Origin of the sequence: Micromonospora sp. MP36 (assembly GCF_008119785.1) — a bacterium.
Lineage (GTDB): Bacteria > Actinomycetota > Actinomycetes > Mycobacteriales > Micromonosporaceae > Micromonospora.
The window spans coordinates 1-15,501 of sequence record NZ_VSFA01000136.1; the positions used below are offsets into that span (position 1 = coordinate 1).

Genomic DNA, 15,501 nt, shown 5'->3' on the forward strand with positions numbered 1-15,501 from the left:
TGGGGGGGGGGAGGGGGGACGCCGGACCCAAACGGGAAGAGAAAAACCCCCCACGGCCCCGGGGGGGGGAGGGAAACCGGGGTCGGCGGTTGGGGGGGGGGGGGGGGCGCCGGCCTGCCCCCCGCGGGCGGGGCGGGCCCCCCGCCTCGGGTGAGAGGCAACTCTCGTCGGGTCAGCGGACGCTGCGGGCGAACTGCCGCGCGGCCCAGACGACCCCGGCGACGGCGAGCACCGCGATGATCGTCAGCCCCTGCCAGACCTTGTCGTTGCTGAGGTCGCCGGCGAAGAGCGCCCGGACCCCGTCGACCGCCCAGGAGAACGGGTTCCAGTTGGCGATGCCCTGGAGCCAGCCGGGGGCCAGGGCGAGCGGCAGCAGGATGCCGGAGAGCAGCAGCACCGGCTGGGCGACGGTGTTCATCAGCGGGGCGAGGGCGTCCTCGCTCTTGACCTTGAGCGCCACGCCGTACGAGACGGCCGAGGTCATCAGCGCGATCAGCGCCAGCATCAGGTACGCCAGCAGCAGGTATCCGATGAAGACACGCAGGTCGAACAGGAGCGCCAGCAGGGTGATGATGACCGCCTGCGCGATCAGCGAGACCACGTCCCGCAGCGAGCGGCCGAGCAGCAGGGCGAGCCGGCTGACCGGGGTGACCCGGGACCGTTCGATGACCCCGGCGCGCAACTCGGCGATCAGGCCGAAGCCCTGGAACAGGCCGCCGAAGATGGCCAGCAGCACCAGCAGGCCGGGGACGAAGATCTTGTAGGCCGCGGCCTGGGTCGGCGCGTTCAGCGCCGCCTTGAGCAGCGGGGCGAAGAGCAGCAGGTACATCACCGGCTGGAAGACACCGACGAAGACCCAGACCGGGTTACGCAGCAGCAGCTGGATCTGGCGCTGGAAGATCAGCCAGGTGTCGCGGGCGAGCTTCATGACAGTTCTCCGGGTGGTCAGGACTCGCGCAGCGAGCGGCCGGTCTTGGTGAGGAAGACGTCGTCGAGGCTGGGGCGGTGCAGCTCGATGGAGCGCAGGTCCAGCCCGGCGCCGTCGAGGCGGCGCAGCACCTGCGGGATGGCGGTGGCCCCTTCGTCGACGTAGAGGCGCAGGCCGCCCTCGTCGACCGTCTCCAGCTTGTTGACGTACGCCTCGGTGTCGAGCAGCTCGGCAGCGCGCGGGGTGGCCGGGGCGTCGAGGCCGACAAGCACCACCTCGCCGGAGATCTCCCGCTTCAGCTCGGCCGGCGTGCCCTCGGCGACCACCTCGCCGTGGTCCATGATCGCGATCCGGTCGCAGAGCGCGTCCGCCTCGTCGAGGTAGTGCGTGGTGATGAAGACGGTCATCCCCTCGGCGCGCAGCCGGCGGATCTCGTCCCACATGTGCGCCCGGCTCTGCGGGTCCAGGCCGGTGGTCGGCTCGTCCAGGAAGACGATCTTCGGCTCGTGGATGATGCCGAGCGCGATCTCGACCCGCCGGCGCTGGCCACCGGAGTAGGTCTTGCACTTGCGGTCCGCGTACTCGCTGAGCTGGAAGGCGTCCAGGGCGCGGGCGGCGCGGCGGTGCGCCTCGGCCTTGGAGATGCCGTAGAGCCGGGCCTGGAGCACCAGCTCCTCGCGGGCGGTGGACTCGTCCCAGGTGCTGCCGCCCTGGGCGACGTAGCCGATCCGGCGGCGCACCTCGGCCGGGTCCTTGCGCAGGTCCGCCCCGGCGATGGTGGCCTCGCCACCGTCGGGCTCGATGAGGGTGGCGAGCATCCGCAGGGTAGTCGTCTTGCCGGCGCCGTTGGGGCCGAGGAAACCGAAGATCTCCCCCTCGGCGACCTCGAGGTTGACCCCCCGGACCGCGTCCACGGTCTTCGTCTCGCGACCCGCGCGGGAGCGGAACGACTTCCGCAGCCCCCTGGTCTCGATCATGTCTGCTTGCTCCTGGTCGTCCGGGCCGGAGGTGACCGGCCGCCGATCGTCCGCGACGAGGACACACCACTCCCCTGCGGTTCGCGCCGAGACTAACGCGATATAGCTCGCGTGGTCAACGTTGATTATTTCGCGTCGTCCTCGCCAGGGGCGGCGCTGTCCGTCCACCCCGACCATCCCTCGGCCTGCTCCATGGAAGCGGGTAGGTACGACACTCCTGACTCGATCCGCTCGGCGATCCGCCCGCACCAGCCCATCTCCGCCTCGGCCCGGGCCAGCCACAGCTCGAACATCCAGCCGACATGCACCGGCTTGGTGTTGCGTACCCAGTCCGACTCCAGCGAGGCGCGCATCGACTCGATGCCGGCCCGGATCAGGTTGGCCCGGTTGCGCAGGGCCGCCGCCGCCTCGTCCCGCGGCATGGCCGGCAGGAAGGAGAAGGCCGCCACGAACGGGTCCGGCACCTCGTGGAGCTGCCACCACTGCGCGCGCAGCAGGGTCTCGAACTCCTCCACCCCCTTGGCCGTCACCTCGTAGGTGGTGCGGGCGGGACGCGCACCGACCTGCTCGGTCGACACCGCCCGCAGCAGCCCCTCGTCGGTGAGCTTGCGCAGCGCGTGATAGATCGACCCCGGTTGCACGTTGGCCCACTTGTCCGCGCTCCAGCTCAGCAGCTCACGGCGTACGTCGTAGCCGTGCACCGGCTGCATCCACCTGACCAGGCCCAGAATCATCATCCGCGTTGCCGACACCGGACAAGCGTAATAAGCAAATTTGACTAAGCCGGGGTGGGACGTGCGGCATCCCACACTGAGCGATCGTTAGGGCGGCGAGGCCGGCCGATAAACTCCCGGCATCGACCTCCGGGGAGGAGCCACCAAGGTGCGCAAGGTACTCATCGCCAACCGCGGCGAGATCGCGGTCCGCGTCATCCGCGCCTGCCGCGACGCCGGGCTGGAGAGCGTCGCCGTCTACGCGGACTCCGACCGGGACGCCCTGCACGCCACCCTCGCCGACGAGGCGTACGCCCTGGGGGGCGACACCGCGGCGGACAGCTACCTGCGGATCGACAAGCTGATCGACGTCGCGGCCAGGTCCGGTGCCGACGCGGTGCACCCCGGCTACGGCTTCCTCTCCGAGAACGCCGACTTCGCCCAGGCGGTGATCGACGCCGGGCTGACCTGGATCGGCCCGACCCCGCAGGCGATCCGCGACCTCGGCGACAAGGTGACCGCGCGGCACATCGCCCAGCGCGCCGGCGCGCCCCTGGTCCCCGGCACCCCGGACCCGGTCGGCAACGCCGACGAGGTGATGGCCTTCGCCGTCGACCACGGCCTGCCGGTCGCGATCAAGGCGGCCTTCGGTGGCGGCGGGCGCGGCCTCAAGGTGGCCCGCACCATGGAGGAGATCCCGCACCTGTTCGAGTCGGCCACCCGCGAGGCGGTCGCCGCGTTCGGCCGGGGCGAGTGCTTCGTCGAGCGATACCTGGACCAGCCCCGCCACGTCGAGGCGCAGGTCCTCGCCGACCAGCACGGCAACGTGATCGTCGTGGGCACCCGCGACTGCTCGCTGCAGCGCCGGCACCAGAAGCTGGTCGAGGAGGCCCCGGCTCCGTTCCTCAGCGAGGCGCAGCGCGCGCAGATCCACTCCAGCGCCAAGGCGATCTGCCGGGAGGCCGGCTACCACGGCGCCGGCACGGTGGAATACCTGGTCGGCGCCGACGGCACCATCTCCTTCCTGGAGGTCAACACGCGCCTCCAGGTGGAGCACCCGGTCACCGAGGAGACCGCCGGCATCGACCTGGTCCGCGAGCAGTTCCGCATCGCCGACGGCGAGAAGCTGCGCTTCACCGAGGACCCGACTCCGCGCGGGCACTCGATCGAGTTCCGGATCAACGGCGAGGACCCGGGCCGCAATTTCCTCCCCGCCCCGGGCACCATCACCGCGCTGCGGCTGCCCACCGGGCCGGGCGTCCGGGTGGACACCGGCATCTCGGCCGGGGACGTGATCGGCGGCAACTTCGACTCGCTGCTCGCCAAGGTGATCATCACCGGCGAGACGCGTACCGAGGCGCTGGAGCGGGCCCGCCGGGCGCTGGACGAGATGGTCGTCGAGGGGATGGCCACCGCGCTGCCCTTCCACCGGCTGGTGGTCCGGGACCCGGCGTTCACCGCCGAGCCGTTCACCGTCCACACCCGGTGGATCGAGACCGAGTTCGACAACACCGTGCCGGCCTTCACCGCCCCCGCTGGCGCCGTCGAGGGCCCGGCCGAGCGCGAGACCGTCGTGGTCGAGGTGGGTGGCAAGCGGCTGGAGGTCACGCTCCCCGCCGGCCTCGGCGCGGGTACGGCCGCCGCCGCGCCCGCCGCGAAGAAGCCGGCTCGCCGGGGCGGTGGCGCCAAGGCCGGCGCGGCGGTCAGCGGCGACACCCTCGCCTCCCCCATGCAGGGCACCATCGTCAAGATCGCTGTCGCGGACGGGGACACCGTCGCCGAGGGCGACCTGATCGTCGTGCTGGAGGCGATGAAGATGGAGCAGCCGCTGCACGCCCACAAGGCGGGCACGGTCAGCGGTCTCTCCGCCGAGGTGGGCGCGGTCATCACCGCCGGCGCCCCGATCTGCACCATCGCCTGAGGCGTCGGGCGGGGCCCCTTCTCCACGCCTCGGGCACCGGAAGGGGCCCTGCCAACAGGTCCGCGGCTCAGCGGAGCGCGACGGCCGCCTCCGCGCGGACCGCGTCGGTCAGCGCGCCGAGCACGCGTGACTCCAGCCGCCAGTGCTGCCAGTACAGCGGCACGTCGACGTGCCGTCCCGGGTCGAGGTCGACACAGGCGCCGCCGGCCAGGTCCGCCTCGGCCAACCGCTCCGGGACCAGCCCCCAGGCGAGTCCACGCCGGATCGCCTCGCTGAACGCCGGCACCGACGGCACGTGGTGCACCGGCGGGTCGAGCTCCCGGCCGGTCACCGACCGCACGAAGCGGTGCTGGACCCGGTCCTTGCGGTCGAAGACGAGCATCGGCGCCGCGGCCAGCGCCTCGGCCGTCAGCCCGTCGGGGAACCAGCGGACGACCAGCGCCGGGGCGGCGAGCGCCCGGTAGCGCATCGCGCCGAGCGGGCGTACCCGGCAGCCCTGGACCGGCTCGCGCTGGGCGGTCACCGCCGCCAGCACCGCGCCGTCGCGCAGCAGCTCGGCGGTGTGGTCCTGGTCGTCCTGGCGTACGTCGAAGCAGGCGGCCAGTTCGGCCGGGACCCGGGCCAGCGCGGCGACGAACCAGGTGGCCAGCGAGTCGGCGTTGGCCACCACCGGCACCCGGGTCGGCCCGGCCGCCCCGTCCACCGCCCCGCACGCCTCGGCGAGCGCCTCCCGTTCGAGCAGGGTCAACTGGACGGCCAGCCGGAGCAGCGGCTGCCCGGCACCGGTCGCCTGGCAGGGTCGGCTGCGCCGGACCAGCACCTGCCCGACGACCTCCTCCAGCGCGCGGATGCGCTGGCTCACCGCCGACGGGGTGACGTGCAGGACGCGAGCCGCGCCCTCGAAGCTGCCCTCGCCGACCACTGCGGCCAGGGTGCGGAGCTGGGCGGTGTCGAGTCCTTCCATAAGACCAGCTTACGAAGCATCAGAAAGATTAGTTGGACTGCATCAGGCCCCGGTGCCTAGCCTCGGACCCGTGCCAGACCTGCTCCCCTCCGCCGTCGCCGGGTTCTCCGTCTCGTTCGCGCTGATCGTCGCCATCGGCGCGCAGAACGCCTTCGTGCTCCGCCAGGGGCTGCGCCGGGAGCACGTGCTTCCCGTGGTGGTCGCCTGCGCGGCCTCGGACGCCCTGCTCATCGCGGCGGGCATCGCCGGTCTCGGCACTGCCGTGGCGGACCGGCCGGGCCTGCTGTCCGCCATCCGCTGGGTCGGGGGCGCGTTCCTGCTCGGGTACGCCGTGCTCGCCGCCCGCCGGGCGCTGCGCCCGGGCAGCCTCACCCCCACCGAGCGGCCGCCGGCCACCCTCCGGGCGACCGTGCTGGCCTGCCTCGCCTTCACCTACCTCAACCCGCACGTCTACCTGGACACCGTGCTGCTGCTCGGCGGCGTGGCCCAGCAGTACGAGCAGCGCTGGGCGTTCGGGGTCGGCGCGACGCTGGCCAGCGTGGTCTGGTTCACCGCGCTCGGCGGTGCGGCGCACCGGCTGGCGCCGCTGCTCGCGCGTACCTCCGCCTGGCGGGTGCTGGACGGCGCGGTCGCCGTCGTGATGACCGTGATCGCCTCGGCGCTGCTGCTCGGCTGACCCCGGCCGCGCGGCCGGCCGGGGTGTTTTCCGTGACCATCGCGGGCACGGACGGGTGCTGGCGGGAATGATGTTCCGGTGCGGTTCCTTCATGGCGCGGTCCCCGCGCACGACCTGACCTACAACGACGTCTTCATGGCGCCCAACCGTTCCGAGGTGGGCTCCCGGCTCGACGTCGACCTGGCCACGGCCGACGGCACCGGCACCACCATCCCGCTGGTGGTGGCGAACATGACGGCGGTCTCCGGCCGGCGGATGGCCGAGACGGTGGCCCGGCGCGGCGCCATCGCGGTGATCCCCCAGGACATCCCGATCGAGGTGGTGGCCAACGTCGTCGCCTGGGTCAAGCAGCGGCACCTGGTGCACGACACGGCGATCACCCTCGGCCCGACCGACACCGTCGGCGACGCGATCCACCTGCTGCCGAAGCGCGCGCACGGCGCGGTGATCGTGGTCGACGAGGCCGGCCGCCCGGTCGGTGTGGTCACCGAGGCGGACACCGTGGGCGTGGACCGGTTCGCCCAGCTCCGCCATGTGATGTCGACCGAACTGCACACCGTGCCGGCGGACGCGGACCCGCGCACCGGCTTCGACCGGCTCTCCGCGGGCCGACGCCGGCTCGCCCCCGTGGTGGACGCGGATGGGCGGCTGGTCGGCGTGCTGACCCGGCCGGGCGCGCTGCGCGCCACGCTCTACAAGCCGGCGGTGGATGACCGGGGGCGGCTGCGGATCGCGGCGGCGGTGGGGATCAACGGCGACGTGACCGGCAAGGCCGCCGCGCTGCTGGAGGCCGGGGTGGACACCCTGGTGGTGGACACCGCGCACGGCCACCAGGAGCGGATGATCTCCGCGCTGCGGGCGGTCCGCAAGCTCGACCCGGCGGTCCCGGTGGCGGCCGGCAACGTGGTCACCGCCGAGGGCGTACGGGACCTGGTCGAGGCGGGCGCCGACATCGTGAAGGTCGGCGTCGGGCCGGGCGCGATGTGCACCACCCGGATGATGACCGGGGTCGGCCGGCCGCAGTTCTCCGCGGTGCTCGACTGCGCCGCCGCGGCCCGCGCCCTGGGCCGACACGTCTGGGCCGACGGCGGCGTACGCCACCCGCGGGACGTGGCGCTGGCCCTCGCGGCGGGCGCCTCGAACGTGATGGTCGGTTCCTGGTTCGCCGGCACCTACGAGTCCCCCGGCGACCTCTACACGGAAGCGGACGGCCGGCGCTACAAGGAGAGCTTCGGCATGGCGTCGGCCCGCGCGGTCAGCGCCCGGACGGCCGAGGACAGCGCGTACGACCGGGCCCGGAAGGCGATCTTCGAGGAGGGCATCTCCTCGGCCCGGATGTACCTCGACCCGATCCGACCCGGCGTGGAGGACCTGATCGACGAGATCATCTCCGGGGTACGCAGCTCCTTCACCTATGCGGGCGCCCGCAACCTGGAGGAGTTCCACGAGCGGGCCCTGGTCGGCGTGCAGAGCGCCGCCGGCTACACCGAGGGCATGCCGCTGCCGACGAGCTGGTGACCGGTTGGGAGGGGCCCCTTTTTACGCGCAGCGCTAGAAAGGCGCCCCTCCTCGCACCTCACCAGAAGAGGCGGCGGATCACCGACCGGGCGGCCGCCTCCGGGTCCGGGCCAACGCTCGCCGGGAGTGCGCCGGCCAGCCAGAGGGTGGCGAAGCCGTGCACGATCGACCAGGCGGCGAGCGCGTCCCGCTCCGGCTCGGCGGACGGCGTGGCCACCGTGGCGACGCCACCGCGCAGCGCCGCCCCGGCCCGGGTACGCGCGGCCACCAGCGCCGGGTCGTCGACGCGGTGGAGATCCGGCGAGAACATCACCTCGAAGTGGGCCCGGTGCGCCACGGCGAAGCGCACGTACGCGACGCCCGCCTCCAGCAGGTCGTCCCCGGCCCGGTCGAGTTCGTCGGCGAGCAGCGCGAAGCCCTCGGCGGCGAGGGCGGTGAGCAGGCCGGTCTTGTCGCCGAAGTGGTGGGCGGGCGCGGCGTGCGAGACGCCGGCCCGGCGGGCCAGGTCGCGGAGGCTGAGCGCGGCCGGGCCGGCCTCACCGATCGCCTGGACCGCCGCGTCCAGCAGGGCCCGCCGCAGGTCGCCGTGGTGGTAGGCGCGGGTCGTGGTCACGGTCGGAAGCATATCTTGCCACTGCCAAGATGACGGATTTCCGAAAATAGTTTGGAGCCTTACGGTCCGGGGGCTAACGTGGCGCCGTGAGCATGGAGCCACTCATCCGCTTCCCCGACGCGCTACGCCAGGCGCCGCTCGGTCGGCTGATCTCGATCGCCGGCCGCCTCGCCGAACAGCGGTGGGGGCGCTACCTCGCCGAGCACCACGGGCTCAGCCCGGCGGGGATGCGGGTGCTGTTCATCCTGTCCCGCGCCGGCGACAGCACCCATCGGGAGGTCGCCGAGCGCTGCTTCGTCCGCCCCGCGACACTCACCGGCATCGTCGACACGCTCGAACGGGACGGCTTCGTCGAGCGCCGCCGCGACGCCGCCGACCGGCGCACGGTACGACTCGCGCTGACGGACAAGGGGCAGGAGCACACCCGAAAATTGATCGACCTGATCCACAGTGACCGGCCGCTCACGTCGGTCGACGCCGACCCCGCGAAGCGGGAGATAATCCGCGATTTCCTCACTGAACTCATCACCACCATGTCCGAGGGGGACATCGGCCGGTTGAACCCAGGCGAGGAAGAGACCGACGAGACGAGACGAGGACTCCGTCCGTGCTGATCCGCCTGCTCCGTACCCATCTGCGCCCGTACCGGCGGTTGCTGGCCGCGGTGGTGGCGCTCCAGTTCGTCGGCACGATGGCCTCGCTGTACCTGCCGAGCCTCAACGCCGACATCATCGACCGCGGCGTCGCCCTCGGCGACACCGACCAGATCATGCGTACGGGCGGCTGGATGCTGCTCGTCAGCCTGCTCCAGATCGCCTGCTCGATCGCCGCCGTCTACCTCGGCGCGAAGACCGCTATGCGGTTCGGCCGGGACGTCCGGGCCGGCATCTTCCGCCACGTCAACCGCTTCTCCGCCCGCGAGGTGGCCCGGTTCGGGGCGCCCTCGCTGATCACCCGCAACACCAACGACGTGCAGCAGGTGCAGATGCTCGTGCTGCTGAGCTGCACCATGCTGGTCGCCGCGCCGATCATGAGCGTCGGCGGCGTGGTGATGGCGCTCCGCGAGGACGTCGGGCTCTCCTGGTTGATGCTGGTCTGCGTGCCCGTCCTGGCGGTCGCGCTGGGCCTGATCATCCGGCGGATGGTCCCCGGCTTCCGGGAGATGCAGACCCGGATCGACACGGTCAACCGGGTGCTGCGCGAGCAGATCACCGGCATCCGGGTGATCCGGGCCTTCGTCCGCGAGCCCTACGAGACGAAGCGGTTCGGCACCGCCAACGCCGACCTCACCGCGACCGCCCTGCGCGTCGGCCGACTCCAGGCGCTGATCTTCCCGGTGGTCATGCTGGTGCTCAACGTCTCCAGCGTCGCGGTGCTCTGGTTCGGCGCGGAACGGGTCGACGCCGGGCAGATCCAGGTCGGCGCGCTGACCGCGTTCCTGCAGTACCTGATGCAGATCCTGATGTCGGTCATGATGGCCACCTTCATGCTGATGATGGTGCCGCGCGCGGCGGTGTGCGCCGAGCGGATCGTCGAGGTGCTGGACACCGAGTCGTCGGTGGTGCCGCCGGTCGAGCCGATGCTCGTGGCGACCAGGAGCGCCGAGCTGGAACTCCGCCGCGTCTCCTTCCAGTACCCCGGCGCGAGCGCGCCGGTCCTGCACGACATCTCGTTCCGGGCCAGCCCGGGCCGGACCACGGCCATCATCGGGTCCACCGGCGCCGGCAAGACCACGCTGCTCACGCTGATCCCCCGGCTGGTCGACCCGACCGCCGGCGCGGTGCTGGTCGACGGGGTGGACGTACGGCTGCTGGAACCGGACGAGGTGTGGCGCCGGATCGGGCTGGTGCCGCAGCGGCCGTACCTGTTCACCGGCACGGTCGCCAGCAACCTCCGGTACGGCAACCCGGACGCCACCGACGCCGACCTCTGGGCGGCACTGGAGATCGCCCAGGCCCGGGACTTCGTCGCGGAGATGCCTGGCGGGCTGGACGCGCCGATCGCGCAGGGCGGCACGAACGTCTCCGGCGGCCAGCGGCAACGGCTGGCGATCGCCCGGGCGCTGGTCCGCAAGCCGGAGATCTACCTGTTCGACGACTCGTTCTCGGCGCTCGACCTCGGCACCGACGCCCGGCTGCGGGCCGCGCTGAAGCCGGTCACCGCGGACGCGGCGGTCCTGATCGTGGCCCAGCGGGTCTCCACGATCGTCGACGCCGATCAGATCATCGTGCTCGAGGACGGGGGCGTCGTGGGCATGGGACGACACGAGGAACTTCTCCACACCTGCCCGACCTACGCCGAGATCGTGGCATCCCAGCAGACGGCGGAGGTGACCGCATGAGCGAGCGACAAGCGAGCGAATCATCAGCGAAGTGCTGTGGTGCCTCATGGCGGCACGGAGCGCAGCGGAGTGCCGGCAGGAGCGAGCACAGCGAGCGAACAGCGCAAATCAGTCGCCGCGGGGGTCATGGCGGTGCCGAGCGCAGTGAGGTGAAGCCATGAGCGCCGTACCAGGGCAGAAGCCGACCCCTGGCGGGCAGAGCCCCAACGGACAGGGCCCGGCCGGGCCCACCCCCGGTGGGAAGGGCCCCGGCGCGGGTGCCCCCGCCGGGGCGGGCTTCGGCGGCGGTCCCCCCGGCGGAAAGGGGCCCGGCGGTAAGGGGCCCGGCGGGGCGCCGAACCGGCTGCCGGCGGCCGGGCGACGTGGCGGGGGACCGCCGTGGATGGGCGCCGCCATGCCGGCGGAGAAGTCACTGAACTTCGGTCCGTCCGCCCGGCGGCTGCTGGGCCGCCTCCGGCCGCACCGGCTGCAACTGGCCGCGATCGTCACCCTGGCGGTGGCGAGCGTCGGAGCGAGCGTCATCGGTCCGAAGATCCTCGGCCACGCCACGGACATCATCTTCGGCGGGGTGATCGGGCGGCAGATCCCCGCCAGCCTCACCAAGGAGCAGGCGGTGGCCGCGGCCCGGGCGGCCGGCCACGACACCTACGCCGACATGCTGGCCCGGATGGACCTGGTCCCCGGGATGGGCATCGACTTCACCGCGCTGGGCCGCACGCTGGCCCTGGCGCTCGCCCTCTATCTGGGCGCCAGCCTGCTCATGTGGTGGCAGGGCTGGCTGCTCAACGGAGTGGTGCAGCGGACCGTGCTGCGGCTGCGCGCCGAGGTGGAGGAGAAGCTCAACCGGCTGCCGCTGCCCTACTTCGACCGGCAGCCCCGGGGTGAGCTGCTCAGCCGGGTCACCAACGACATCGACAACATCTCGCAGACCCTCTCGCAGACGCTCAGCCAACTGCTCAGCGCGCTGCTGACCGTGGTCGGCGTACTGGCCATGATGTTCTGGATCTCGCCGCTGCTGGCGCTGGTCGCCCTGGTGGCGGTGCCGCTGTCGGTGGTCGTGACCCAGCAGATCGCCAAGCGGTCGCAGCGCCGGTTCATCGCCCAGTGGACGCACACCGGCGAGCTCAACGGCCTGATCGAGGAGGCGTACACCGGCCACGAGCTGGTCAAGGTCTTCGGTCGGCAGCGCGAGGTGCAGGCCGCCTTCGAGGCCAAGAACGAGGAGCTGTTCCGGGCCAGCTTCGGAGCCCAGTTCATCTCCGGGATCATCATGCCGGCGATGATGTTCGTCGGGAACCTCAGCTACGTCGCCATCGCGGTGGTCGGCGGGCTGCGGGTGGCCTCCGGGTCGATGAGCCTCGGCGACGTGCAGGCGTTCATCCAGTACTCGCGGCAGTTCACCCAGCCGCTCACCCAGGTCGCCTCGATGGCCAACCTGCTCCAGTCCGGGGTGGCCTCCGCCGAGCGGGTCTTCGAGGTGCTCGACGCGGAGGAGCAGGTTCCGGACCGCGTCGGACCGCCCCGGGTCACCGGCCGGGTCGAGTTCGAGCACGTCTCCTTCCGGTACGACCCGGACAAGCCGCTGATCGACGACCTGTCGCTGGTCGCCGAGCCCGGACACACGGTGGCCATCGTCGGCCCGACCGGTGCCGGCAAGACCACCCTGGTCAACCTGATCATGCGGTTCTACGAGCTGGACGCCGGCCGGATCACCCTGGACGGGGTGGACATCAGCACGATGCCCCGAAGGGAGCTGCGCGGCCGGATCGGCATGGTGCTGCAGGACACCTGGCTCTTCGGCGGCACCATCCGCGACAACATCGCGTACGGGCGGCCGGACGCCACCGAGGAGGAGATCCTGGCGGCGGCCCGGGCCACCTTCGTGGACCGCTTCGTCCGCAGCCTCCCCGACGGATACGACACCGTCATCGACGAGGAGGGCAGCAATGTCAGCGCCGGCGAGAAGCAGCTCATCACCATCGCCCGGGCGTTCCTCGCCGAGCCGTCGCTGCTGATCCTGGACGAGGCGACCAGCTCGGTGGACACCCGGACCGAGGTGCTGCTCCAGCGGGCCATGGCGGCGCTGCGCTCGGACCGGACCAGCTTCGTCATCGCGCACCGGCTCTCCACCATCCGCGACGCGGACCTGATCCTGATGATGGAGAACGGCCGGATCGTCGAGCAGGGCAGCCACGACCAGCTCCTCGCCGCCGACGGGGCGTACGCCCGGCTGTACCGGTCGCAGTTCAGCGGCGCCGCCGTCGATGACGAGGGGCCGGTCCCGGCCGGCGCGCCGGCCCGGAGCTGACGGTGGACCGATCAGCCGGTCCGGCTTCGGCCCCCGCCGCAAGGCGGGGGCCGGCCGGGCGGGCGTCAGGCCCGGGGCAGCAGGTCGGCCGAGCGGGCGGCGACCACCCGTCCGATCAGCCCCAGCGCGTCGGCGACCGGCATCGGGTCGAGCCCGCGGCCGTCGCGCAGCCGCAGGGACACCGACCCGTCGGCCGCCTCCCGGGGGCCGATCACCCCGAGGTACGGGACCTTCCGGCGGGCCGCGTCGCGGATCCGGGCGCCCAGCGAGCCGGCATGGTCGACCTCGGCCCGCAGTCCGACCGCCTCCGCCCGGCGAGCCAGGTCGACGGCGGCGTCGGCCTGGCCGTCGTCCACCGGGAGCAGCACCAGCTGGACCGGGGCGTACCAGGCCGGGAAGGCGCCGGCGTGCACCTCGATCAGGTACGCGAAGAGCCGCTCCATGCTGCCGACCAGGCTCCGGTGCACCATCACCGGCCGTTTCCGGCTGCCGTCCGCGTCGGTGTACGACAGGTCGAACCGCTCGGGCTTGTCGAAGTCGAGCTGGATGGTGGAGATGGTCGACTCCCGGCCGGCCGCGTCGACGATCTGGATGTCGATCTTCGGGCCGTAGAAGGCCGCCTCGCCGCGGCCCTCGCTGAACTCCACCCCGTCGAGCGCGGCGCGGAGCAGCTCCTCGGCCCGCGCCCACTGGGCGTCGTCGCCGACGTACTTCTCCCCAGGCCCGCGCAGCGACAGCCGGAACCCGGCCGGCCGGACGCCGAGCGCGGCGTGCGCCTCGCGGATCAGCCGCAGGATCTCGCGTACCTCCTCCCCGACCTGGTCCAGCGCGCAGAAGTTGTGCGCGTCGTTGAGCGAGATGGCGCGGACCCGGGAGAGCCCGCCGAGCACCCCGGAGCGCTCCGCCCGGTACATGCCGCCCAGCTCGGCGACGCGCAGCGGCAGCTCCCGGTAGGAGCGACCGCGGGCCCGGAAGACCAGCGCGTGGTGCGGGCAGAGCGCCGGCCGGAGCACGAACTCGTCGTCGGCGGACAGCCGCATCGGCGGGAACATGTCGTCGGCGAAGTAGCCGAGATGCCCGGACAGCTCGAACAGCTCCCGTTTGCCCAGCGGCGGCGAGTAGACGTGCCGGTAGCCGGCCCGGCGCTCCAGCTCCCGCACGTACTCCTCGACGGCGTGCCGGGCGGCGGCGCCGGCCGGCAGCCAGATGGGCAGCCCGGCGCCCGCGAGGGGATCGGAGACGAACAGCTCCAGCTCCCGGCCGAGCCTGCGGTGGTCGATCATGTCGCTCTCCTTGATCGGGTACGACCCGGAGGCGAGCTGACCCGGAACGCCGCGAGGCCCCGGGGCGGTTCGCCCCGGGGCCTCGTCGACGGATACGTCAGTGCGGCGCGCCGGGGATTCCCGGCGTCGTGGTCACCACCGCGCTGCGCATACGGCGACCGTACGCGCGACGGGTCGGGTCGCGCACCTGGATTTGTCACCGGCGCGGAGTGGATGGTGGAGGCGAGGCGCGGCGCGGCCCCGCCGGCCCATTCCGCGTGGGCGCCGCAGGGAGCGGGGGCGGGTCGCCGGCACGGGACCTGCCGGCGACCCGCGACGGCCCGGACGTCGGGAACGGGGGATCCGACGTCGACGCGGCCGCGTCCCGACAACGGTACGCCGGAGACCGGCGATCCGCCGCCCGTGTCCGTGGCGGCCGGCACGCCCGGGAAGCGTCACATTCGGCGGCCCCAGATCGTTGTCCACCGGTGGCCCTGTCGTGTCAGCGGTCACGGCCGGGCCGGGCACCCCACGGTGACGGGGGACACGCCGTCAGGCTCGGTGCGATCGAACGGGGGAATCCGACGAGGTGGCGATCGTGCCCGAACTCATCTCTGACGTCGCATCGCCGACCTGGGCGTACGCCGTGCTGCTGGGGTTGCTGATCGCCGACGCGTTCGTGCCGATCGTGCCGACCCAGGTCGTCATGATCACCAGCGGCGCGCTGACCGTCTACGGCGGGCTCAGCCTGCCGCTCACCATCACCGTCGGCGCGCTCGGCGTCTTCGCCGGCGACCTCGCCTGCTACCTGCTCGGCCGGACCGCACCGGACCGCCGGGCGCCGCGGCACGCGATGCCCGGCCGGGCCCGCCGGGCCGTCGCCCGGGTCACCCGCGGGCTGCGCGAGCCGGGGCCGCTGGTGATCCTCCTCTGCCGCTTCGTGCCGGGCGGCCGGATGGCGGCCTGCTTCTCGGCCGGGCGCAGCCGCTACCCGTACCGACTCTTCGTGCTCTACGAGGCCACGGCGGCGACGGGTTGGGCCGCGTACGGCAGCCTGGTCGGGCACCTCGGGGGCCGGGCGCTGACCGAGTCGGCATGGCGGCTGCTGGTGATCGGCGGGGGGGCGGCGGCGGGGGGCGCGGGGGGGGGGGGGGGGGGGGGGGGGCGGGGGGGGGGGGGGGGGGGGGGGGCGGGGGGGGGGGGGGGGGGGTGGGGGGGGGGGGGGGGGGGGGGGGGGGGGAGGGGGGGGGGGGGGGGGGGGCGGGGGGGGGGGGGGGGGG

Annotated in this window: 13 protein-coding genes; 7 read left to right on the forward strand and 6 right to left on the reverse strand. The window is 73.0% G+C overall.

All coding sequences use genetic code 11. From position 1 onward, the window contains the following. Positions 1-172: 172 nt before the first annotated feature. From FXF52_RS37010 to FXF52_RS37020, 3 genes are all read right to left on the reverse strand, one after another. Complete coding sequence (locus FXF52_RS37010) at positions 173-928, reverse strand: ABC transporter permease (protein ID WP_148804331.1); 756 nt, start codon at positions 926-928, stop codon at positions 173-175. Positions 929-945: 17 nt separating this feature from the next. Further along, positions 946-1,905: an ATP-binding cassette domain-containing protein gene (locus tag FXF52_RS37015; RefSeq protein ID WP_148804332.1), complete on the reverse strand. Its 960-nt coding sequence runs from the start codon at positions 1,903-1,905 to the stop codon at positions 946-948. Positions 1,906-2,030: 125 nt separating this feature from the next. Next, positions 2,031-2,642: a PadR family transcriptional regulator gene (locus FXF52_RS37020; RefSeq protein WP_148804341.1), complete on the reverse strand. Its 612-nt coding sequence runs from the start codon at positions 2,640-2,642 to the stop codon at positions 2,031-2,033. A gap of 145 nt (positions 2,643-2,787) precedes the next feature. Here FXF52_RS37020 and FXF52_RS37025 point away from each other — a divergent pair, with 145 nt between their 5' ends. Continuing rightward, entirely contained in the window at positions 2,788-4,539 is a 1,752-nt protein-coding gene (locus tag FXF52_RS37025; RefSeq protein WP_148804333.1) for a biotin carboxylase N-terminal domain-containing protein, read from the forward strand. Positions 4,540-4,606: 67 nt separating this feature from the next. On the opposite strand, the gene FXF52_RS37030 is transcribed toward FXF52_RS37025, so the two are convergent. Further along, positions 4,607-5,503, reverse strand: coding sequence for a LysR family transcriptional regulator ArgP (locus FXF52_RS37030; RefSeq protein ID WP_148804334.1), 897 nt, complete (start codon positions 5,501-5,503; stop codon positions 4,607-4,609). A gap of 79 nt (positions 5,504-5,582) precedes the next feature. On the opposite strand from FXF52_RS37030, the gene FXF52_RS37035 reads away from it, so the two are divergent. Together FXF52_RS37035 and FXF52_RS37040 are read left to right on the forward strand one after the other, a co-directional pair. Further along, a complete protein-coding gene (locus tag FXF52_RS37035) occupies positions 5,583-6,179 on the forward strand; it encodes a LysE/ArgO family amino acid transporter (RefSeq protein ID WP_148804342.1) in 597 nt (198 codons plus the stop codon). A gap of 78 nt (positions 6,180-6,257) precedes the next feature. Next, the gene (locus FXF52_RS37040; RefSeq protein WP_148804335.1) at positions 6,258-7,697 is read left to right on the forward strand and encodes a GuaB1 family IMP dehydrogenase-related protein; all 1,440 of its coding nucleotides are present in this window, start codon (positions 6,258-6,260) and stop codon (positions 7,695-7,697) included. Positions 7,698-7,755: 58 nt separating this feature from the next. Here FXF52_RS37040 and FXF52_RS37045 read toward each other — a convergent pair whose 3' ends face one another. Beyond that, on the reverse strand, positions 7,756-8,310 hold the full coding sequence (locus tag FXF52_RS37045) for a TetR/AcrR family transcriptional regulator (protein WP_148804336.1): 555 nt from the start codon (positions 8,308-8,310) through the stop codon (positions 7,756-7,758). Between the two features lie 92 nt (positions 8,311-8,402). On the opposite strand from FXF52_RS37045, the gene FXF52_RS37050 reads away from it, so the two are divergent. From FXF52_RS37050 to FXF52_RS37065, 3 genes are all read left to right on the forward strand, one after another. Next, positions 8,403-8,924, forward strand: a complete 522-nt coding sequence (locus tag FXF52_RS37050) for a MarR family winged helix-turn-helix transcriptional regulator (protein WP_148804343.1) — start codon at positions 8,403-8,405, stop codon at positions 8,922-8,924. Beyond that, the gene (locus FXF52_RS37055; RefSeq protein ID WP_148804337.1) at positions 8,918-10,651 is read left to right on the forward strand and encodes an ABC transporter ATP-binding protein; all 1,734 of its coding nucleotides are present in this window, start codon (positions 8,918-8,920) and stop codon (positions 10,649-10,651) included. Before FXF52_RS37050 ends, FXF52_RS37055 begins: the two co-directional genes overlap by 7 nt. 382 nt (positions 10,652-11,033) lie before the next feature. Beyond that, on the forward strand, positions 11,034-12,959 hold the full coding sequence (locus tag FXF52_RS37065; RefSeq protein ID WP_370518077.1) for an ABC transporter ATP-binding protein: 1,926 nt from the start codon (positions 11,034-11,036) through the stop codon (positions 12,957-12,959). 65 nt (positions 12,960-13,024) lie between these two features. On the opposite strand, the gene thrS is transcribed toward FXF52_RS37065, so the two are convergent. Beyond that, the gene (gene thrS / locus FXF52_RS37070; RefSeq protein WP_264998437.1) at positions 13,025-14,257 is read right to left on the reverse strand and encodes a threonine--tRNA ligase; all 1,233 of its coding nucleotides are present in this window, start codon (positions 14,255-14,257) and stop codon (positions 13,025-13,027) included. Positions 14,258-14,909: 652 nt separating this feature from the next. Here thrS and FXF52_RS37075 point away from each other — a divergent pair. Further along, positions 14,910-15,501 (forward strand): DedA family protein (locus FXF52_RS37075; protein ID WP_370518078.1); only part of this gene is annotated, 592 nt, incomplete at its 3' end.